Below are 19,263 nucleotides of genomic sequence, written 5' to 3'. Positions count from 1 at the left end.
AGATCCATCCCCACCTCGACCCATCCCGTCAGGAGACCGACATGGTGACCTTCGTCGATCGAGTGACGCTCCATCTGCGAGCCGGCAAGGGCGGCAACGGCTGCGTGTCCGTCCGCCGCGAGAAGTTCAAGCCGCTCGCCGGTCCCGACGGCGGCAACGGCGGCCACGGCGGCGACATCGTGCTCGTCGCCGATCCGCAGGTGACCACGCTGCTCTCGTACCACCACTCGCCGCACCGCTCCGCGGGCAACGGCGGCTTCGGCATGGGCGACAACCGCTCCGGCGCCGCGGGGGAGAGCCTCGAGCTCGCCGTCCCCGTCGGCACCGTGGTGAAGGATGCCGACGGCGAGACCCTGACGGATCTCATCGTCCCCGGCACCCGCTTCGTCGTCGCCCCGGGCGGCCAGGGCGGTCTCGGCAACGCCGCCCTCGCCAACCCCAAGCGCAAGGCGCCGGGGTTCGCGCTGCTCGGAACACCGGGCTGGGAGGGCGACGTCCTCCTCGAGCTGAAGACGGTGGCCGACGTGGCCCTGGTCGGCTTCCCGTCTGCGGGAAAGTCGAGCCTCATCGCCGCGGTGTCCGCAGCACGGCCGAAGATCGCGGACTACCCGTTCACGACCCTGCATCCGAACCTCGGCGTCGTCCAGGCGGGGGAGAACCGCTACACCGTCGCCGACGTGCCCGGCCTCATCGAAGGGGCCAGCGAGGGCAAGGGGCTCGGACTGGAGTTCCTGCGCCACGTGGAGCGCTGCACCGCCCTGGTGCACGTGCTCGACTGCGCGACCCTCGAGCCGGGTCGTGACCCGCTGAGCGACCTGGACGTCATCCTCGAGGAGCTCGGCAACTATCCGGTGCCCGAGGGGCAGACGCCCCTGCTCGAGCGCCCGCAGCTCATCGCGCTGAACAAGGTCGACGTGCCCGAGGCGAAGGATCTCGCCGACCTCGTCCGCCCCGAGCTCGAGGAGCGTGGCTACCGCGTGTTCGAGATCTCGACCGTGAGCCACGAGGGTCTGCGTCAGCTCACCTTCGCCCTCGGCGACATCGTCGCCGCGCACCGCGCGCACCTGGCCGAGACCCCGGTGGCGGAGCGGATCGTCATCCGACCGAAGGGCGCCGACAAGGACTTCGAGATCCGGGTCGAAGGCGGCACCTACGGCAACGTCTACCGCATCCTCGGCGACAAGCCGCTGCGCTGGGTGCAGCAGACCGACTTCCAGAACGAGGAGGCCGTCGGCTTCCTCGCGGACCGCCTCGAGAAGCTCGGTGTCGAGGACGAGCTCTACCGCGTCGGCGCGGTCGCCGGCTCGACCGTCGTCATCGGCCCCGGCGACGGGATCGTTTTCGACTGGCATCCGTCGCTCTCGTCGGCGGCCGAGCTCATGACGGCGCCCCGCGGCACCGACCCGCGTCTGGACCTGAACCCGCGACGCACCACGTCGCAGCGACGCGAGCGGTATCACGAGCGCATGGACGCCAAGGCGGAAGCGCGCGCCGACCTCGAGGCCGAGCGCCTCGGCGGCGCCGCGGACGCATACCAGTGGGAGGACGACGAGGAAGCGTGAGCGTGCAGGACCGGTCACAGATCGCAGGAGCGCAGCGGGTCGTCGTGAAGGTCGGCTCGTCGTCGATCAGCGGCGAGAACCACTACCGCATCGAGTCCATCGTCGACGCCCTGGCCGCGGCGCGCGCGCGGGGCACGCAGGTCGTGCTGGTCTCCTCCGGCGCGATCGCGACCGCGCTGCCCTTCCTGCACCTCGAAGGGCGGCCGTCCGACCTCGCGACCCAGCAGGCCGCCGCGGCGGTCGGCCAGAACGTGCTGATGTGGCGTTATCAGACCTCGCTCGACCGGCACGGGATGCTGGCGGGGCAGGTGCTGCTGACCGCCGGCGACCTGGAGAACCCGGCTCACCGCGCCAACGCGCGCCGTGCCGTCGACCGGCTCCTCGGGCTGGGCGTGCTCCCGATCGTCAACGAGAACGACACGGTCGCCACCCACGAGATCCGCTTCGGCGACAACGACCGGCTCGCTGCACTCGTCGCCGAGCTGATCGGCGCCGACGCGCTGGTGCTGCTCAGCGACATCGAGTCGCTGTACACGCGACCGCCGTCCGAGCCCGGCGCCGAGGCCATCTCCACCGTCGACTTCGGCGACGATCTCAGCCGGTACGAATTCGGCTCGGTGGTCGTCAACAGCGTCGGTACCGGCGGTGCGGCGACGAAGGTCTCGGCCGCGCGTCTGGCCGCCGCTGCCGGGGTGGGCGTGCTCGTCACGAGCGCCGACCTCGTCTCGTCCGCGCTGTCGGGTGCCGACGTCGGCACCTGGTTCGCCCCCAATCCGGTCGCCCCGGTGCGTAGCGGCACGACGCCGATGCCGACCGTCCCCTCGGCGTGACCCGGCATCCGCGCGATGCCGGACGACCGAGACGGCTGGTCGTCCTCGATACACTGAGCGGATGACCACTCCCACCGTCTCTGTCGCCGCCGGCGCCCGCGAGCGCATCGAGCGTGCGCACGACGCCGCGCGGAGCATCGGACTGCTGACCGACGTCGAGAAGGCCGATGCTCTCCGGGCCATCGCCGCGGCGATCGAGGCCGCCTCGGCGGACATCGTCGCCGCGAACGCCGACGACCTCGAACGGGGCATCCGCGACGGTCTGACGGACGGCCTGCGCGACCGCCTCCGGCTCGACGCCTCGCGTGTGCAGGCCCTGGCCGACGCGGTGCGCGACGTCGCCGAGCTGCCCGATCCCGTCGGACGCGTGCTCGACGAGCGCACGCTGCCGAACGGGGTGCACCTGCAGAAGGTCTCCGTCCCCTTCGGCGTGGTGGGATCCATCTATGAGGCGCGTCCCAACGTCACCGTCGACATCGCGGCGCTCGCGCTGCGGTCGGGCAACGCCGTCGTCCTGCGCGGCGGCACGGCGGCGCTGGCCACCAACGCCGCCCTCGTCGCGGCCATGAGATCGGCCCTCGCCGACCGAGGCATCGATCCCGAGGCCATCCAGACGGTCGACGAATTCGGCCGCGACGGCGCCCACGCCCTCATGCAGGCCCGCGGACTCGTGGACGTGCTGGTTCCTCGGGGGAGCGCCCAGCTCATCGAGACCGTCGTCACGCAGTCGGCGGTGCCCGTCATCGAGACGGGAGCGGGCGTCGTCCACGTCGTGCTCGACTCGTCCGCGCCGCTGGAGTGGGCCCAGCAGATCGTCGTCAACGCGAAGGCGCAGCGGCCCAGCGTGTGCAACGCCGTCGAGACGGTCCTCGTCGTCCGCGACGCCGCCGACCGGCTCGTACCGCCGGTCGCCGCCGCACTGCAGGATGCCGGTGTCACCATCCACGGCGACGACGCGGTCCGCGCCCTCGTCGCGGATGCCGTGGCGGCCACCGACGCGGATTGGTCGACGGAGCACATGAGCCTCGACCTGTCGATGCGCGTCGTCGACGACCTCGACGAGGCCCTGGAGCACATCCGCCGTTACTCGACGCACCACACCGAGTCGATCGTGACGGCGGACGACGCGCACGCCGAGCGCTTCCTGGCCGAGGTCGACTCCGCGGTCGTCATGGCCAACGCCTCGACGCGGTTCACCGACGGCGGCGAGTTCGGCTTCGGAGCGGAAGTCGGCATCTCCACGCAGAAGCTCCACGCGCGCGGGCCCATGGGCCTTCCCGAGCTCACCAGCACCAAGTGGCTGGCGCGTGGGTCCGGGCAGATCCGCGCCTGACCGCCTAAACTGGGAAGACCCGACTTTCGAAGGAGTCCGAATGACCCTCGCCACGATCCTCGCCCTCGCCTCGGCGGAGGCGGAGCACCACGGCAACGTCCAGGCCGAGACGTTCATCTTCGGCCTGATCGCGTTCATCGTGTTCTTGGCGCTCGGACTGGTGACGCTGTCGTACCGCAACGTCGCCAACCGTCACTCGCACAAGGCCGAGGCCTACGCCAAGGCGCACCCCGTCGACCAGGCGCAGGTGGGACACGGCCACCACTAGGACGGCAGGATGACTTCGACGCGCGCCCCACGCATCGGGGTCATGGGTGGAACCTTCGACCCGATCCACCATGGACACCTCGTGGCAGCGAGCGAAGTCGCGCAGTCCTTCGACCTCGACGAGGTCGTCTTCGTGCCCACGGGGATGCCGTGGCAGAAGGCAGACGTGACGGCGGGGGAGCACCGCTATCTGATGACCGTCATCGCGACGGCATCCAATCCGCAGTTCACCGTCAGCCGCGTCGACATCGACCGCGGCGGACCCACCTTCACCATCGACACGCTTCGCGACCTCAAGGCCGCACGCCCCGACGCCGAGCTCTTCTTCATCACGGGAGCGGACGCGATCGCGCAGATCCTCGGATGGCGCGACCACGACGGCCTGTGGGACCTCGCCCACTTCGTCGCGGTCTCGCGGCCGGGACACGTGCTGTCCACGGAAGGACTGCCCGAGGAGGTCGTCAGCCGGCTCGAGATCCCCGCCCTGTCGATCTCGTCGACGGACTGCCGCGCACGCGTCAGGAAGGGACACCCCGTGTGGTACCTCGTCCCCGACGGCGTCGTCCAATACATTGCGAAGCACCACCTTTACCGGAGCGAGGCATGAGCACACCCGACCAGCCCGAAACTCCCCAGCTGACCCGGCGGCAGCTGCGCGAGATGCGCAACACCGCCTCGACGCCGGTGATCACCCCCGAAGAGGCCGACAAGGCCGCGCACGCCGCGGAGCCGGCCCCCGCGGTCGTCGCGCCGTTGCCGCGCGCCGCTGAGCCCGCAGACGTGCCCGAGGCGCCCCCGGCGGCAGCCGACATCGACCTCGACGCCCAGCCCGTCACCCGCCGGGCCTCGAGGCGGCAGGAGCGCCTGCGCACGGCATCCGTGACCGTCGCCGACGACACAGCGACCGACGAGGGCGACGGATCCGCCGCGCCCGCCGAGCCCGCCGCGTCACACGATGCCGAGGCAGGTTCCGGTGTCGAGGCTCCCGCATCGCCGGAGGAGACCCCCGCAGTGACCCGCGAGCCCTTCGCGGAGGCGCCCGAGTCTCGCGAGACCGATGAGCAGGAGCGGCCGATCGTCGCGCCGACCTTCGGGTCGGGCCTCCTCGCCGGCGAGAACGTCGACCTGGAGCTGCCCGCATCGTTCGATCAGCTCCTGACCCGCGGCAGCACCGCGACGGGGGCGCTCTCGGCGCCCAACGCGCTCATCCTGTCGCAGACGCCCGAGACGGGCGCGCTCGTCTCGCCCATCACGGCCACCGGGGAAGTGCTCATCACCGGCACCTTCTCGCTGCCCGAGTCCTTCGGCTCGACCGGCACGCTGCCCGGCCTCGCCGACAACAAGGAGACGGATGCCGTCCTCGTCGACGGTGAGCTTCCGGCCTCGTCCTCACCCACCCCGATCGCGGCGAGTTCCGCGATCAGCACGATCAAGAGCGCAGAAGACATCATCAAGCCGCCGGCGCCGGAGAAGGGGAGCCGGCTCATGCTGGCCCTCGTCATCACCGCCGGCGCGCTCGCCCTCGCCCTGACCGGCGTGCTGATCGTCGCACTCGTGACAGGAGCCTTCCGATGACCGCCGCCGACAGCACCCGCGACCTGGTCGCGATCGCCGCGGCCGCGGCAGAGAGCAAGGGCGCCGAGGATCTCCTCGCGTTCGATGTGTCCGAGCCGCTGCCCCTCGTGGACGTGTTCCTTCTCGCGACCGGATCGAGTGAGCGTAACGTCGCGGCGATCGCCGACGCGGTGGAGGAGGCCATGCTCGAACAGGGCGTCAAGCGGCTGCGCCGCGAGGGCCGCCAGGAGTCGCGCTGGATCCTCCTGGACTTCGGCGATCTCGTCGTGCATGTCTTCCACGAGCAGGAGCGGGTGTTCTACGGTCTGGAACGGCTGTGGAAGGACTGCCCGATCGTTCCCATCGAGGTCGCCACGCCGGCCGCCGCGGAGTGACACGTGTTCGTTGCACCCCGCGAGATGTAGTAAGGTAGAGGGGTTGCCGCGAGCGGCAGACAACTGAAAATGGGCCTGTGGCGCAGCTGGTAGCGCACCTGCATGGCATGCAGGGGGTCAGGGGTTCGAGTCCCCTCAGGTCCACCAATATTGCTGATCAAAGGCTGTTCTCGGCATCCCTCGAAGGTCCGCGTGAGCTTCTGTTGAAGCTGATTCGTCGTCGTGTTTCGAGTATTACGGCTCCGTCGAGCCAGCATCACAGATGGAGCCGACCCCGGAGTGTGTGGAGCACTTCTCGCGCGCACACCAGAAGGCGGCACAGAAGAGGCGGCACTGCGTTTCGTCGTGCCGCCTCTTCGTCGAGATTCAGTGGCCCTCGACCGTGCGCAATCTGCCGTTGTGGAAGGCGATGAGCTTCACTCGCCGCCAGTACGGCTCGCCGATGAGTCCGGGCTCTGCAGAACGCGCGACTGCAGCAACGAGCAGCGCAGACAGTCCTGCCGTAACTGCGAAAAGCGGCCCCATCCACGGAGCTTCGGGACCGATGACGACGGCGCCAATGACAATGGCGACGGTAGACATTACTCCGGCCGTCGTGGTGATCACGCGCAGCGGGCTAGCGGGAACTGCGCCAAAGGTCACACCCGTGCTCACGGCGATAAGGGCCGTGATCGTGTAGACGAGCATCTCGTTCATCTTGTCTCCTCGTTCGTCAGCAACCCACGCGCCAGATGCTACCCGGTGCGGGGACGACGTTGAAGAAGAGACACGACTTGGGCTTGTCACTCTGGGCGAGATTCGCCTGTAGCTGGATGTATGAACCCCATACTGCGCACCCCACCGACAGTCCGGGAGCCCTTCTGGAGAACACGCTGCACATGCCGACCGCCGCCGCGTAGTTTCGTACATTCGAAGTCTCGGAGCGAGTGAGTTTCATGCCCCATCCAGCGCCGTCTTGAATCGATGTGTCATCGGTGGCCTTCCAGTTCATGCCAACATTCGTCGGCCGCTTCACACTGACATCCCAGGAGAGGAGATGTCTCTAGTCTTTGGGGGACACGTATACGACTTTCGCCTACTGCCGGTGCATTAATCGTGGGCGCATTGGGTTGCCCTCCGATTGTGCAGATGTTGCGCGCCCGCGCTGTCGGATTCGGCGGCCTCAACATCGAGATACGACGTACAATTGCTCCTCGCCTGAAAAGCCACGCGCGCATGACAATCCGGACTATTTCGGGCTGTCCGAGGTCGTCGGGATAGGACGCGCGGCGAACGAGCTGGGTGTTTCGACGAGCTAGGACGAGGAGGAGAGCTGCGGCGCAGGCGAGTGCGAATGCGCGTCCGCGGCGAACTGAGATCCGCGAACGAGTCACATATGCTCTGACACGAAGGGGCTGATGCCATGACGCGAGTGCCTCAAAGTGGGTGCTTTCGTCTACATCGGCCGCCGACAAGGCACACTCGCTCTCGTCGGCGGTCCCGCATGGTCAGCCGTTCGGATGACGGAGAGGAACGGCATGGTTGCGGCGGTCGACCTGGCATATCCGTTCGCGGGTCGCTGGCTCGTTGGCAACAGCCCGGCAGATCGGGTGCCGAGTCACGGCACGACTCTTTTCGCCACGTCCTACGCCATCGACTTCGTTCCCGTCGACGACGCGGGGCGCACGGCACCGATCACGGCCCGTTCGCTCGTGCGCGCGGAGCCGCCGTCGGTGTTCCCCGGGTTCGGACGCCCTCTGCTGGCGCCCGTCGACGGCGTGGTCGTCGCCGCCCATGACACCGAGTCCGATCACCTCGCCCATCGCGGTCTGCCCTCGGTCGCCTACGCGCTCACTCAGCGACGACGCGTCCGCGGCGGATGGGTGGCACTGGCCGGCAACCACGTCCTCATCGACCGGGACGGCGTCATCGTGGCGCTGTGCCACCTTCAGCGGGGGAGCCTCGTCGTGCGCCCAGGTCAGCGCGTGCGGACCGGCGACGTCGTCGGCCGCTGCGGCAACTCCGGCAACAGCACCGAGCCGCACCTTCACCTGCAGGCCATGGATTCTCTCGACGCCGATCGCGCTCGCGCCGTGCGCCTCCGCGTCAACGGCGCGCTTCCGCGTCGCGGGGAGGTCATCGACGCGATCGCAGGAGGGCGTGCGGAGGGGTCAGGTCGCAGCGGAATTAGCTGAATGAATGCTGTGCGCGACCATTGATCAGCGGTAGCGTCCCCTCAGTGGTCCGCAGCGACGCGCGACCCGATTCCCTCAGGGACGGAGTTCACCGATGAAGTTCTTCCAACGACTCGGCCGATCGATCATGCTCCCGGTCGCGGTGCTGCCGGTCGCCGCGATCCTCTCCGGCATCTCCTACTGGATCAGTTCTGCCGCCGGCGGCTCGAACATCGTGTCCGCCTTCCTCGGCGCCGCCGGTGGCGCCCTGCTCGACAACATGCCGCTCCTGTTCGCCGTCGGCGTCTCGATCGGCATGGCGAACAAGACGGACGGCACCTCGGCTCTCGCCGGCCTGGTCTCCTGGTTGACGATCACCACCCTCCTGGCCCCTGCCACGATGCAGAAGCTGCTCGGCATCGAAGACCTCGCGAACGTCAATCCGGCGTTCGGCAAGGTGCAGAACGTGTTCGTGGGCATCGTCGCCGGTCTGATCGGCGCCTGGTGCTACAACAGGTTCAAAGACACGAAGCTGCCCGATGCGCTCTCGTTCTTCTCCGGGAAGCGCTCGGTCGCGATCGTCACGGCCGGGCTCTCCCTGGTGGTGGCCGTGGTCCTGATGTTCGTCTGGCCCGTCGTCTACGGCGCCCTCGTCACCTTCGGCGAGTGGATCTCCACGCTCGGCCCGTTCGGCGCCGGCCTCTACGGCTTCATGAACCGGCTGCTGATCCCCACCGGCCTGCACCACGCGCTCAACTCGGTGTTCTGGTTCGACGTCGCCGGTATCAACGATCTCGTCAACTTCCTCAACGGCACCGGGACCTACGGCGTCACCGGGCAGTACATGGCGGGGTTCTTCCCGATCATGATGTTCGGTCTTCCGGGCGCCGCCCTGGCGATGTATATGACCGCCGACTCACGACGCAAGAAGGTCACCTACGGCATCATGCTCTCGGGCGCGATCGCCTCCTTCTTCGTCGGCGTCACGGAGCCGCTCGAGTTCGCCTTCATGTTCGTCGCTCCCTGGCTCTACCTCATCCATGCCGTCTTCACCGGCATCTCCGTCATGATCGCGGCGATGCTCCCGACGCGACTGGGCTTCGGCTTCTCCGCCGGATTCATCGACATGTTCCTGCAGTGGACGAATCCGATGGCAGAGAACCCGTGGATCCTCCTGCTGCTGGGCGTCGCCTGGTTCTTCATCTACTTCTTCACGTTCTACTTCCTGATCAAGCGGTTCAAGCTGAAGACTCCGGGCCGCGGCGACGAGCTCGACGAACAGGATGCCGACAACGTCGGCACGAGCCTCACGGGCTATCACGGCACGGCGGAGAAGTTCATCGCGGCGCTGGGCGGGAAGCAGAACATCATCGACGTCGACAACTGCGCGACGCGGCTGCGCATGGAGATCGCCGACACCTCTCAGGTCGACGAGCACGCGCTGAAGCGTGCCGGCGCTGCGGGCACCATCAAGCCGGGCGGGCATTCCGTGCAGGTCGTGTACGGCCTCAACGTGCAGTTCGTCAAAGACGCGATGGAGGACATCCTCAACGACCGCAACATCGAGGCCTTCCGCGGTGCGGATGCGGGCCAGACCGGCGCGGCGGCGGGCTTCGTGGGCGGCGTCGGGGGCGCGGCGGTGGCGGCGGGCGCCGCCGCCGAACAGCGACTGCGGGCGCGGACCGTGCCCGCGGCGACGCTGCAGCTGCGTCAGCCCGTCGCCGGCACCGTGCTCCCGCTGTCCGAGGTGCCCGACGCCATGTTCGCCGAGGGCACGATGGGTCCCGGACTCGCGATCGACCCCGCGGGCGACACGATCGTGGCGCCCGCGGCAGGAACCGTCGCCTCGGTGTTCCCGACCGGCCACGCGATCGGACTGGCTCTGGCCGACGGCACCGAACTGCTGATCCACATCGGCATCGACACCGTGGACATGAAGGGCGACGGATTCGAGACCCTCGTGAAGACCGGAGACGCCGTGAGCGCCGGCACGCCGCTCCTCCGCTTCGACGCCGACAAGATCCGCGCCGCGGGACATTCCGCGATCACACCGGTCATCGTGCTGAACAACGAGAACGCCACCGTCGAGTTCGTCTGACCGACGGCGATCCGCGCGAGGAGCGGGCGGAAAAGCCCGCTCCTCGCCGTGTCAGGAGACGGGTTCGATCAGTTCCGGACCGTTGTTGCGCACGTTGCCGACCTCGCGACCCACCTGACGCATCATCAGCCCGTCGACGAGCGCCGGAGCGGCGTCGATCGTCGCGTCGAGCAGGTCGCCGACGTTCTCGGTCGTCGGGTCGAGCCACACATCCGCGTAGTCGGCGTCGATGAACAGCGGCATCCGATCATGGATCGACCCCAGCTGACCGACCGCGCCACGCGTCATCACCGTGAAGCTCAGCATCCACCGCGTGGGATCGTCCGGAGCCTTCGCCGGATCCTTCCACCACTCGTAGAGCCCCGCGAAGAACAGCGGCTCATCACCGGCCGGGTGGATGTAGTACGGCGTCTTGACGCCGTCCTCGGTCTTCCATTCGTAGTACCCGGATGCCGGGACGATCGCGCGCCGCGCGATCAGCGCCTGACGGAACATCGGTTTGTCCTCGACCTCCTCGGAGCGCGCGTTGATCGCCTTCGCACCGATGCCGGGATCCTTCGACCAGGAGGGCACGAGCCCCCACCGGGCGGCCTCGAGCCGTCGCGTGGGCGGCTCGGTCTTCGCCGAGTCGAGGACGATCGCGACACGATCGGTGGGTGCGACATTGTAGGAGGGCGCCGGCAGATCGTCACCGATCACGTCCACCCGGAGGACGCCGACGAGCTCGGACCCGGAACTGCCCACGACGAAACGACCGCACATGCGGCCAGCCTACGCGGGGCCCCCGACGCCGTCGGCGTCGAGCACGCCGATCTCCGCGAGACGATCCAGAAGCGCGGCGCCGTCGTCACCCGTCACCCACGGCACCGCCGCGGCCGAGTGATCGTCGACGGCGGTCCGGCCTCCGGCGAGGACCGCCTCCGCGGAGGACAGCCGGCGGATCGCCACCGCCCGCACACGCTCGGGGTTCTCGCTCGTGAAAGCCGTGTACAGCGCATCGTCGTGCTGGCCGTCGTCACCGATGAGCACCCAGGACACCTGCGGGAACTCCCGGGCGAGGCGCCGCAGGTTCTCCTCTTTGTGGGCGCGACCGCTGCGGAACCACCGGTCGTGCGTGGGCCCCCAGTCCGTCAGCAGCAGCGCACCCGGCGGGAAGAGGTGTCGTCGCAGGAAGCGCTGCAGGGTGGGCGCGACGTTCCATGCGCCGGTGGACAGGTAGACGACCGGAGCCCCGGGGCTCTCGCGCACCAGGCGTTCGAGGAGCACCGCCATGCCGGGCACCGGCTGACGGGCGTGCTCGTCCAGGACGAAGGAGTTCCACGCCGCGACGAGAGGACGGGGCAGGGCGGTGACCATCACGGTGTCGTCGACGTCGGAGATGACGCCGAAGCGCACGTCGGCGCCGACGACGAACACGCGCGTCTCGAAGGGCTCGGAGCCTTCGACGGTCATCGTCAGGGGTTGCCATCCCGGTTGGAGGCGCGCGGGCAGCACGGTGTCGACCACGCCGCCGCGGTCGGCCACGACGTCATGGCTCACACCGTCGACCGTGACCGTCACGTGGGCGTATCCGACGGGCACCGCCGCGAAGCTCCGCCAGCCGCGCACGCCGATGTCTTCGCCGCGATGACGCGTGCGGCGGCGTGTGCGCACGGGCGGCACGATGAGCACCCGGCCCAGCACCCGCACCCAGTCCTCGCCGCCGTAACCCGGATAGGCGGACACGCTCGGCCGCAGCCCGCGGGCGCGGGAGCGACGCTCGCGCCAGGCGTGGAATCTGTACTCCAGACGAGCGATCCAGAGCACCTTGACACGCGGTGCGGGTTCGGCGTGCATCGCTTCAGTCTTTCATGTCCTCGGTCGGACGGGTGTCCGCGTCGTCGAGGCGCATGTGCCGCGCCTCCCGCGCGACGATCACGCGCTTGGCGATGTACGCGAGCACGAGGAAGACGGCGATGACGGCCACGAAGAGGTATCCGGCGACGTGCAGGCGGTCGGCGAGTTCGCGGTAGGTGCCCGCCGCCGCCGCCGCGACGCTGACGTACGCCACCGCCCAGACGGTACAGGCCGGCGCGGTCCACGCCAGGAAGCGGCGGTAGGAGAAGCCGCTCATCCCGACCGTGAGCGGCACCAGCGAGTGCAGCACGGGCAGGAAGCGGGACAGGAAGATGGCGGGGCCGCCGCGGCGACGCAGGTAGAGCTCCGCGCGGGTCCAGTTGTCCTCGCCGATGCGACGCCCCAGCCGCGAGAAGCGGATGCGCGGGCCGAGCCACCGGCCCAGCCAGAAGCCGATGCTCTCGCCCACCAGCGCCCCGACGACCACGACGATCATCAGCACCGCGGCCTCCGCGACCGACCCGACCGCCGTCGCGGCGACGATGACGACGGTGTCGCCGGGGACGATCAGTCCGACGAGGACGCTCGTCTCCAGCAGGATGGCGATCCCGGCGAGAACCGTGCGCAGCACGGGGTCGACATTCTGCACGGCATCGAGCAGCCACGAGAGGAACTCGTTCACGCGACCAGCCTATGCGGCACCTGGGTGTGCGTATGCCGCGCGGCGGGTCCCGGTCGGCGCGGCGCCGCCGTCTAGCCTGGGAGGATGCCCGCGCGCCTCGTCGCACATCCGCTCGCCTGGACCGATCCCGCGGCACTGTTCCGCGGCGGTCTCGGCGACCACGAGCACGCGTTTTGGCTGGATGCCGGGCCGCACGCGACGACCGGGTACAGCTGGATGGGCGTCGGCGTCCCCGACGAGATCGGTCCTTCCGACGTCGTGCTGGCAGCGGACGGCGGCGCGGGCGATCCCGTCCCGCCGGGACCGTTCCGCGGCGGGTGGGTCGGATGGTCGGGCTTCGATGCCGCCGCACGGGCGGCGGGGGCACCGGCCACCGTCGACGACCGGGACGGACCGCAGGAGGCGTGGCTGCGCGTGCGCTGGTTCGTCACCGTCGACCACGCCGCGCGCGCGATGTGGCTGGTCGCCGAGCCGGCGGAGCTGGTCGCGGCGCTCGCGCTCCTCGACGCGCGCCGGGATGCGCCGCCGCGGACGGATGCCGGGGGCGTCGTCGCCACGGCATCCGCTCGCCAGCGACCCTCGGAGTACCGCGCGCTGATCGAACGCTGCCGGGCGGCGATCCGCGCGGGGGACGCCTACCAGCTGTGCCTGACGACGCGCTTCGACGTCGCCGCATCCGACCCGCTCGACCCCGTCGACACCTATCTGCGCCTGCGCGCGGCGCTGCCCGCGCACCACGGCGGCATCATCCGCAGCGGTGCGTTCGCCCTGCTCAGCGCGAGTCCCGAACGGTTCCTCGAGGTGGCCGACGGTATGGTCCGCACCCGCCCGATCAAGGGGACGCGTCCGCGCGGCGGCGACAGCGCCGAGGACGCGGCCCTTGCCCGCGAGCTGGCGGAGAGCGTCAAAGAGCGCGCGGAGAACGTGATGATCGTCGACCTCATGCGCAACGACCTCCAGCGCGTGTGCACACCCGGCACCGTGAGCGCGGAACGCCTGCTCGAGGTGGAGTCGTACTCGGCGGTGCACCAGTTGGTCAGCACCGTCGCGGGACGGCTCAGGCCGGGGACGACGTGGGCGCAGCTGCTCGCGGCGACCTTTCCCGCCGGCAGCATGACCGGGGCGCCGAAGCTGTCGGCGATGCGGATCCTGCACGGGCTCGAGGCCGGACCGCGCGGACTCTACTCCGGCTGCTTCGGCTGGGTCGGCGACGACGGACGCGCCGATCTCGCGATGACCATCCGCTCGATCGTGCTGCATCCGGGAGGCGCCTACGTGGGGGCCGGGGGCGGCATCACCTGGCTCTCCGACCCCGATGCCGAGGTGGCCGAGGTGGGCGTCAAGGCCCGGGGTCCGCTCGGTGCGCTCGGCGCCACCCTCCCGCCGGGATGGTAGGGCGGGTCCGCTAACCTGGAAGCACGCGTCTCGCGCGTTCCCCAGCTTTCAGATTGGTCTTCCCCTTCCCATGAGCAGCCCCACAGACATCGCCACCGCCGCCGAGAACGGACCGTACGACGTGCACGCCGTCCAGGAGAAGTGGCAGCGCATCTGGGCCGAGAAGGACCCGTTCCGCGCCGGTGGCGACGACGACACGCGCCCCCGCAAGTACGTGCTCGCGATGTTCCCCTACCCCTCGGGTGATCTGCACATGGGTCACGCGGAGAACTACCTGTACTCCGACATCGTCGCGCGCTTCTGGCGGCACCGCGGCTACAACGTGCTCAACCCCATCGGCTGGGACAGCTTCGGCCTGCCCGCCGAGAACGCCGCCATCAAGCGCGGTGTCGAGCCGCGCGGCTGGACCTACGGCAACATCGCGCAGCAGCGCTCGAGCATGCAGCAGTACGGCGTCTCGTTCGACTGGTCGCGCGTGCTGCACACCTCCGACCCCGAGTACTACCGCTGGAACCAGTGGCTGTTCCAGCGCCTGTACGAGAAGGGGCTCGCGTACCGCAAGGACGCGCTGGTCAACTGGGACCCGGTGGACCAGACGGTGCTGGCGAACGAGCAGGTGCTCCCCGACGGCACGTCCGAGCGCAGCGGCGCCGTCGTGGTGAAGAAGAAGCTCACGCAGTGGTTCTTCCGCATCACCGAATACGCCGACCGTCTGCTCGACGACCTCAACCAGCTCGAGGGCTTCTGGCCGCACAAGGTGCTGCAGATGCAGCGCAACTGGATCGGCCGCTCCGTCGGCGCCGACATCGACTTCGAGATCGAGGGTCGCACCGAGAAGATCACGGTGTTCTCGACGCGCCCCGACACCCTCTACGGCGCCACGTTCATGGTCGTCGCCCCCGACTCCGACCTGGCCGCGGAGCTGGTGGCCTCGGCATCCCCGGAGGCGCGCATGCGCTTCCAGGACTACCTCGACACCGTGCAGAAGACGAGCGAGATCGACCGGCAGACGGCCGACCGCCCGAAGACCGGCGTCTTCCTGGAGCGGTATGCGATCAACCCGGTCACGGGGGAGCGGCTGCCCATCTGGGCCGCCGACTACGTGCTCGCCGGCTACGGCCACGGCGCCGTCATGGCGGTGCCCGCCCACGACCAGCGCGACCTCGACTTCGCGCGCGCGTTCGACCTGCCCGTGAAGGTGGTCGTCGACACGACGGCGCCGGTCACCGGCGCGATCCCCGTCATCGAGCTGGATGCCGAGGGCGTGCCGATCGATCCGGGTGCCCCGGGCCTGGACGAGATCGATCCCGCCGTGACGGGCGTGGCGCTCACGGGCGACGGCCGGATGATGAACTCCGGCCCGCTCGACGGACTGAGCAAGCGCAACGCCATCGCCCGGGCCATCGAGCACCTCGAGGCCGCCGGCACCGGTCGCGCCGCGAAGACCTATCGCCTCCGCGACTGGCTCATCTCGCGTCAGCGCTACTGGGGCACGCCGATCCCGATGGTGCACACCGCCGACGGTCGCATCGTCCCGGTGCCGGACGATCAGCTCCCCGTCGAGCTCCCGGCGATGGAGGGCCTGGATCTCACGCCCAAGGGCTCCTCGCCCCTCGGCGCGGCGACCGGCTGGGTCGAGACCGTCGACCCCGAGACGGGCGAGCCGGCCCTCCGCGACCCCGACACGATGGACACGTTCGTCGACAGCTCGTGGTACTTCCTGCGCTTCCTGTCGCCGGGGGACGCCGCACGGGCGTTCTCGTCGAAGGAAGCCGACCGCTGGGGTCCGGTGGACTTCTACATCGGCGGCGTGGAGCACGCGATCCTCCACCTCCTGTATGCCCGCTTCATCACGAAGGCGCTGTTCGACATGGGCCTGGTGGAGTTCACCGAGCCCTTCTCGAACCTCATCAACCAGGGCATGGTCATCCTCGACGGCGCCAAGATGAGCAAGAGCAAGGGCAACCTCGTGCTCTTCCAGGACGAGCTCAACGCCCACGGCGCCGACGCGCTGCGCGTCGCGCTCGCCTTCGCGGGCCCCGTGGAGGACGACAAGGACTGGAGCGACGTCTCGACCACCGGCGCCGCCAAGTTCCTCGCCCGCGCCTGGCGCATCGCGCACGACGTGTCGAGCGCCCCGCACGTCGTGTGGGCCGAGGGAGACACGGCCCTGCGCCGCGTGACCCACCGCCTGTGGGCGGATGCCCCGGCGCTGATCGAGCAGACCAAGTTCAACGTCGTCGTCGCCCGCCTCATGGAGCTCGTCAACGCGACGCGCAAGACGATCGACGGCCCCGCGGGCCCCTCCGATCCGGCCGTTCGCGAAGCCGCCGAGGCCGTGGCGATGATCCTCGACCTCTTCGCCCCGCACACGGCGGAGGAGATGTGGGAGCAGCTCGGGTATGAGCCGTTCGTGGGTCTCGCGACGTGGCGCCAGGCCGACCCCACCCTCCTGGTCGAGGAGTCGGTGACCGCGGTCGTCCAGATCGACGGCAAGGTGCGCGGCACTCTGACGGTGCCCGCTCGCATCTCGTCCGACGAGCTCGAGGCGCTCGCGCGCGCGGACGAGAAGGTCGTGCGCTCCCTCGCCGGCCGCGAGATCGCCCGGGTCGTCGTGCGCGCGCCGAAGGTCGTCAGCTTCACCACGGCTTGACCCCGCGAGGGGGAGAGCCCTCCTCCCCAGGACGCTCGCCCCGCCGGCTCTCCACGAACAGCCGCCGGAAGGGATCGTCGCCGCGCTGAGGGTGTGAGCGTGGGCGGGTGAGTTCTCCCGAGGAGATGGCCGCGGCATCCGCCGACGCCGCCCTGGCCCGTGTGCGGCGACGCCGCCTCGGCACCGGCGCGGCGATCGTGCTGGTGCTCGCGATCGCGGCGATCGCGGTCGTCATCGGGTTGGTGCGCTCGGCCGCGGCGCCCGCCGCCTCGGTTCCCGTGGCGGTTGCGGACCCGACGCCGCCGCCCGTGTACGTGCACGTGTCCGGCGCGGTGGCTCACCCCGGGCTGTACCGGCTCGACGACGGCGCGCGCGTGGTCGACGTCGTGGCCGCCGCCGGCGGAATGGCCGACGACGCGGATGCCGCGGCCATCAACCTCGCGCGCCCGCTCAGCGACGGCGAGCAGCTGCACGTCCCGCGCGTGGGGGAGAGCGCGCCACCGGCCGCAGCCGCGACCGGGGAGGGACGGGTGAACCTGAACACCGCCGATGCCACCGCTCTCGACGCGCTGCCCCGCGTCGGCCCGGCGATCGCGGAGCGCATCATCGCGTGGCGCACCGAGAACGGACGGTTCACGAGCGTCGACGACCTGCTCTCGGTGCCCGGGATCGGCGAGAAGATGCTGGCGGGGCTGCGCGATCGGGTGACGGTGTGAGGGTCGGCGCGCGGACGGAGCGGGCGATCGGCGGACGCCGCCTCCGGCGACGCGACGCCCGGCTGGTGCCGGTCGCGGCCGCCGCGTGGCTCGTCGCGGGCCTGCTGACCGCCCAGGCCGAGGTCTCCGGCGTCGTCGCGACGGCGCTGTGGGCGGCATCCGCGGCCGTGCTGCTCTGCGCGGTGCGCCGCGGCCGTGCGGCGCCCGCGTGCGCACTGATCGCGGTCGCCCTCGCCGCGAGCGGCGCGGTGGCGATGCAGGTCGCCGCAGCCCAGCCGACGCGCGCGGTCGTCGCCGCCGCCGACACGACCGGCGGCCGCGCCCTGTCGGTGATGGCGACCGCGGTCGGCAAGATCGAGCGCAACGCGACCGGGTGGCGCTTCGAGGCGATCCTGGAGCGGCTCGAGTACGGCGACACCGTGATCTCCGCGGCGGCGCCCGTCCTCGTGCGGACGGCCGAGGTGCCCACCGGCCTCGACCTCGGCGCGCGGGTGCGACTGCGGGGCACGGGCTGGCGACCGGAGGCGGGCGACCGGGCGGTGCTGGTCATCGACGCCGCGTCCGTACCCACGCTGCTGTCGGGGCCGACAGGAGCGCTGTCCGTCGCGTCGGAGCTCCGCCGCGGCCTCGTCGAGGTCACGGCCGGACTGCCCGATCCCGGGCGCGGACTCATCGCGGGACTCGCCGTCGGTGACACCTCCACCGTCGACCCGGGGCTGGACACCGCGATGAAGGCGTCATCGCTCTCGCACCTGACTGCCGTCAGCGGCGCGAACTGCGCGCTGGTCGTGGGGATGGCGTTCGCGGGCGCCGCGGTCTGCGGCGCCCGTCGCGGCATCCGGGTCGGGGCGGGCCTCGCCGCACTGGTGGCGTTCGTCGTGCTCGTCTCGCCCGAGCCGAGCGTCGTCCGCGCCGCAACCATGGCTGCGGTGGCGATGCTCGGCGTGCTCCTCGGACGCACCGGCGCGGGACTGTCTCTGCTCGCCGTCTCGGTCGCGGTGCTCGTCATCATGGATCCGTGGCTGGCGCGCTCGCTCGGCTTCGCCCTGTCCGTCACGGCGACGGCCGCTCTGCTCGTCGTAGCCGGCCCCCTGGCAGACGGGTTGGCGCGGTGGATGCCGCATCCGCTCGCCCTGGCCCTGTCGGTGCCGCTGGCCGCCCAGCTCGCCTGCGCCCCGCTCATCGTGCTCATCTCGCCGCAGGTCTCGCTCTACGGGGTGCTCGCGAACGTCCTCGCCGCACCGGCCGCTCCGCTCGGCACGGTTCTCGGTCTCGCCGCGTGCGTATGCGCCGGAATCCCCGTCCTCGGAGCGGGGATGGCCGTGCTCGCCTGGCTTCCCGCGGCCTGGATCGCCGCGACGGCCACCGTCGTCGCGCAGCTTCCGGGCAGCGTCGTGTGGTGGCCGCAGGGTCCGGTCGGGCTCCTCGCCCTCGCCGTGGTGGTCCTCGCGGTCGGGCTCCTTCTCGTACGGACGCGCCGGGTCTGGCGCATCGCCTCGCTGCTCGTGCTGGCGGTCACCGCCGCGGTGGCGCTGGGCGTGGGACCGGTCACGGAGATCGGGGAGCGCGCCCGGATCCCGTCGGACTGGACGATCGCGGCGTGCGATGTCGGCCAGGGCGACGCGCTCGTCGTGCGGTCGACGGCGCACGTGGCGCTGGTCGACACCGGTCCCGACCCGGCAGCGCTGGAGCGCTGTCTGCGCACGCTCGGCGTCGACCGCATAGAGCTGCTCGTGCTGACCCATTTCGACCACGACCACGACGGCGGCGTGGCGGGCGGGGGGGGGGG

General features: G+C 70.4%; 17 protein-coding genes and 1 tRNA gene. 14 read left to right on the top strand and 4 right to left on the bottom strand.

Annotated elements, in window-relative coordinates; genetic code table 11:
• Positions 1–41 precede the first annotated feature (41 nt).
• The 8 genes from obgE (at position 42) to AC1Q49_RS01410 (ending at position 6,088) form a co-directional block, all read left to right on the top strand.
• Positions 42–1,562, top strand: a complete 1,521-nt coding sequence (gene obgE, locus AC1Q49_RS01445) for a GTPase ObgE (RefSeq protein ID WP_492490725.1) — start codon at positions 42–44, stop codon at positions 1,560–1,562.
• Entirely contained in the window at positions 1,559–2,392 is an 834-nt protein-coding gene (gene proB, locus AC1Q49_RS01440; protein WP_060958558.1) for a glutamate 5-kinase, read from the top strand. The genes obgE and proB overlap by 4 nt, the downstream gene beginning before the upstream one ends.
• Positions 2,393–2,453: 61 nt before the next feature.
• The gene (locus AC1Q49_RS01435; RefSeq protein WP_492490724.1) at positions 2,454–3,725 is read left to right on the top strand and encodes a glutamate-5-semialdehyde dehydrogenase; all 1,272 of its coding nucleotides are present in this window, start codon (positions 2,454–2,456) and stop codon (positions 3,723–3,725) included.
• 40 nt (positions 3,726–3,765) lie between these two features.
• On the top strand, positions 3,766–3,993 hold the full coding sequence (locus tag AC1Q49_RS01430; protein ID WP_060958560.1) for a hypothetical protein: 228 nt from the start codon (positions 3,766–3,768) through the stop codon (positions 3,991–3,993).
• 9 nt (positions 3,994–4,002) lie between these two features.
• On the top strand, positions 4,003–4,599 hold the full coding sequence (gene nadD / locus AC1Q49_RS01425) for a nicotinate-nucleotide adenylyltransferase (protein WP_060958561.1): 597 nt from the start codon (positions 4,003–4,005) through the stop codon (positions 4,597–4,599).
• Entirely contained in the window at positions 4,596–5,567 is a 972-nt protein-coding gene (locus AC1Q49_RS01420; protein WP_191008550.1) for a hypothetical protein, read from the top strand. The genes nadD and AC1Q49_RS01420 overlap by 4 nt, the downstream gene beginning before the upstream one ends.
• Positions 5,564–5,941, top strand: coding sequence for a ribosome silencing factor (rsfS, locus tag AC1Q49_RS01415; protein WP_492490723.1), 378 nt, complete (start codon positions 5,564–5,566; stop codon positions 5,939–5,941). Before AC1Q49_RS01420 ends, rsfS begins: the two co-directional genes overlap by 4 nt.
• Positions 5,942–6,012: 71 nt before the next feature.
• Positions 6,013–6,088, top strand: a tRNA-Ala gene (locus AC1Q49_RS01410).
• A gap of 219 nt (positions 6,089–6,307) precedes the next feature.
• Here AC1Q49_RS01410 and AC1Q49_RS01405 read toward each other — a convergent pair.
• Entirely contained in the window at positions 6,308–6,637 is a 330-nt protein-coding gene (locus tag AC1Q49_RS01405; RefSeq protein ID WP_492490722.1) for a hypothetical protein, read from the bottom strand.
• 821 nt (positions 6,638–7,458) lie between these two features.
• On the opposite strand from AC1Q49_RS01405, the gene AC1Q49_RS01400 reads away from it, so the two are divergent.
• Both AC1Q49_RS01400 and nagE read left to right on the top strand, forming a co-directional pair.
• Entirely contained in the window at positions 7,459–8,115 is a 657-nt protein-coding gene (locus tag AC1Q49_RS01400) for a M23 family metallopeptidase (RefSeq protein ID WP_492490721.1), read from the top strand.
• Positions 8,116–8,209: 94 nt separating this feature from the next.
• Positions 8,210–10,192 (top strand): N-acetylglucosamine-specific PTS transporter subunit IIBC, encoded by a 1,983-nt coding sequence (nagE, locus tag AC1Q49_RS01395; protein WP_101306292.1) that lies wholly within the window; start codon positions 8,210–8,212, stop codon positions 10,190–10,192.
• 51 nt (positions 10,193–10,243) lie between these two features.
• Here the strand turns inward: nagE and AC1Q49_RS01390 are convergent, their stop codons facing one another.
• The 3 genes from AC1Q49_RS01390 to AC1Q49_RS01380 are packed head-to-tail and all read right to left on the bottom strand — an operon-like array spanning position 10,244 to position 12,710.
• Positions 10,244–10,954 (bottom strand): SOS response-associated peptidase, encoded by a 711-nt coding sequence (locus AC1Q49_RS01390; RefSeq protein ID WP_492490719.1) that lies wholly within the window; start codon positions 10,952–10,954, stop codon positions 10,244–10,246.
• 9 nt (positions 10,955–10,963) lie between these two features.
• Positions 10,964–12,028, bottom strand: coding sequence for an App1 family protein phosphatidate phosphatase (locus AC1Q49_RS01385; RefSeq protein ID WP_492490717.1), 1,065 nt, complete (start codon positions 12,026–12,028; stop codon positions 10,964–10,966).
• A gap of 4 nt (positions 12,029–12,032) precedes the next feature.
• Positions 12,033–12,710, bottom strand: a complete 678-nt coding sequence (locus tag AC1Q49_RS01380; protein WP_205282922.1) for a DedA family protein — start codon at positions 12,708–12,710, stop codon at positions 12,033–12,035.
• 84 nt (positions 12,711–12,794) lie between these two features.
• Between AC1Q49_RS01380 and AC1Q49_RS01375 the strand changes: the two genes are divergently transcribed.
• From AC1Q49_RS01375 to AC1Q49_RS01360, 4 genes are all read left to right on the top strand, one after another.
• Complete coding sequence (locus tag AC1Q49_RS01375) at positions 12,795–14,105, top strand: anthranilate synthase component I family protein (protein WP_492490715.1); 1,311 nt, start codon at positions 12,795–12,797, stop codon at positions 14,103–14,105.
• Positions 14,106–14,175: 70 nt separating this feature from the next.
• Positions 14,176–16,758 carry a leucine--tRNA ligase gene (gene leuS, locus AC1Q49_RS01370; protein ID WP_492490714.1) on the top strand — a complete coding sequence of 861 codons (2,583 nt, stop codon included), beginning with the start codon at positions 14,176–14,178 and terminating at the stop codon, positions 16,756–16,758.
• A gap of 125 nt (positions 16,759–16,883) precedes the next feature.
• Entirely contained in the window at positions 16,884–17,474 is a 591-nt protein-coding gene (locus AC1Q49_RS01365; RefSeq protein WP_492490832.1) for a ComEA family DNA-binding protein, read from the top strand.
• On the top strand, positions 17,471–19,263 hold a 1,793-nt coding region (locus tag AC1Q49_RS01360; RefSeq protein ID WP_492490713.1), incomplete at its 3' end, for a ComEC/Rec2 family competence protein. The genes AC1Q49_RS01365 and AC1Q49_RS01360, both read left to right, overlap by 4 nt.

Source organism: Microbacterium sp. MPR-TSA4 (genome assembly GCF_058792815.1).
The sequence above is the reverse complement of the archived record's forward strand: the minus strand, read 5'-3'. Positions and strand labels throughout refer to the sequence as shown.

Bases quoted from the DNA above. Each gene is read 5' to 3' on its own strand.
- obgE (WP_492490725.1), top strand. From the start codon at position 42: ATGGTGACCTTCGTCGATCGAGTGACGCTCCATCTGCGAGCCGGCAAG.
- AC1Q49_RS01435 (WP_492490724.1), top strand. From the start codon at position 2,454: ATGACCACTCCCACCGTCTCTGTCGCCGCCGGCGCCCGCGAGCGCATC.
- AC1Q49_RS01430 (WP_060958560.1), top strand. From the start codon at position 3,766: ATGACCCTCGCCACGATCCTCGCCCTCGCCTCGGCGGAGGCGGAGCAC.
- nadD (WP_060958561.1), top strand. From the start codon at position 4,003: ATGACTTCGACGCGCGCCCCACGCATCGGGGTCATGGGTGGAACCTTC.
- AC1Q49_RS01420 (WP_191008550.1), top strand. From the start codon at position 4,596: ATGAGCACACCCGACCAGCCCGAAACTCCCCAGCTGACCCGGCGGCAG.
- rsfS (WP_492490723.1), top strand. From the start codon at position 5,564: ATGACCGCCGCCGACAGCACCCGCGACCTGGTCGCGATCGCCGCGGCC.
- AC1Q49_RS01405 (WP_492490722.1), bottom strand. From the start codon at position 6,637: ATGAACGAGATGCTCGTCTACACGATCACGGCCCTTATCGCCGTGAGC.
- AC1Q49_RS01400 (WP_492490721.1), top strand. From the start codon at position 7,459: ATGGTTGCGGCGGTCGACCTGGCATATCCGTTCGCGGGTCGCTGGCTC.
- nagE (WP_101306292.1), top strand. From the start codon at position 8,210: ATGAAGTTCTTCCAACGACTCGGCCGATCGATCATGCTCCCGGTCGCG.
- AC1Q49_RS01390 (WP_492490719.1), bottom strand. From the start codon at position 10,954: ATGTGCGGTCGTTTCGTCGTGGGCAGTTCCGGGTCCGAGCTCGTCGGC.
- AC1Q49_RS01385 (WP_492490717.1), bottom strand. From the start codon at position 12,028: ATGCACGCCGAACCCGCACCGCGTGTCAAGGTGCTCTGGATCGCTCGT.
- AC1Q49_RS01375 (WP_492490715.1), top strand. From the start codon at position 12,795: ATGCCCGCGCGCCTCGTCGCACATCCGCTCGCCTGGACCGATCCCGCG.
- leuS (WP_492490714.1), top strand. From the start codon at position 14,176: ATGAGCAGCCCCACAGACATCGCCACCGCCGCCGAGAACGGACCGTAC.
- AC1Q49_RS01365 (WP_492490832.1), top strand. From the start codon at position 16,884: ATGGCCGCGGCATCCGCCGACGCCGCCCTGGCCCGTGTGCGGCGACGC.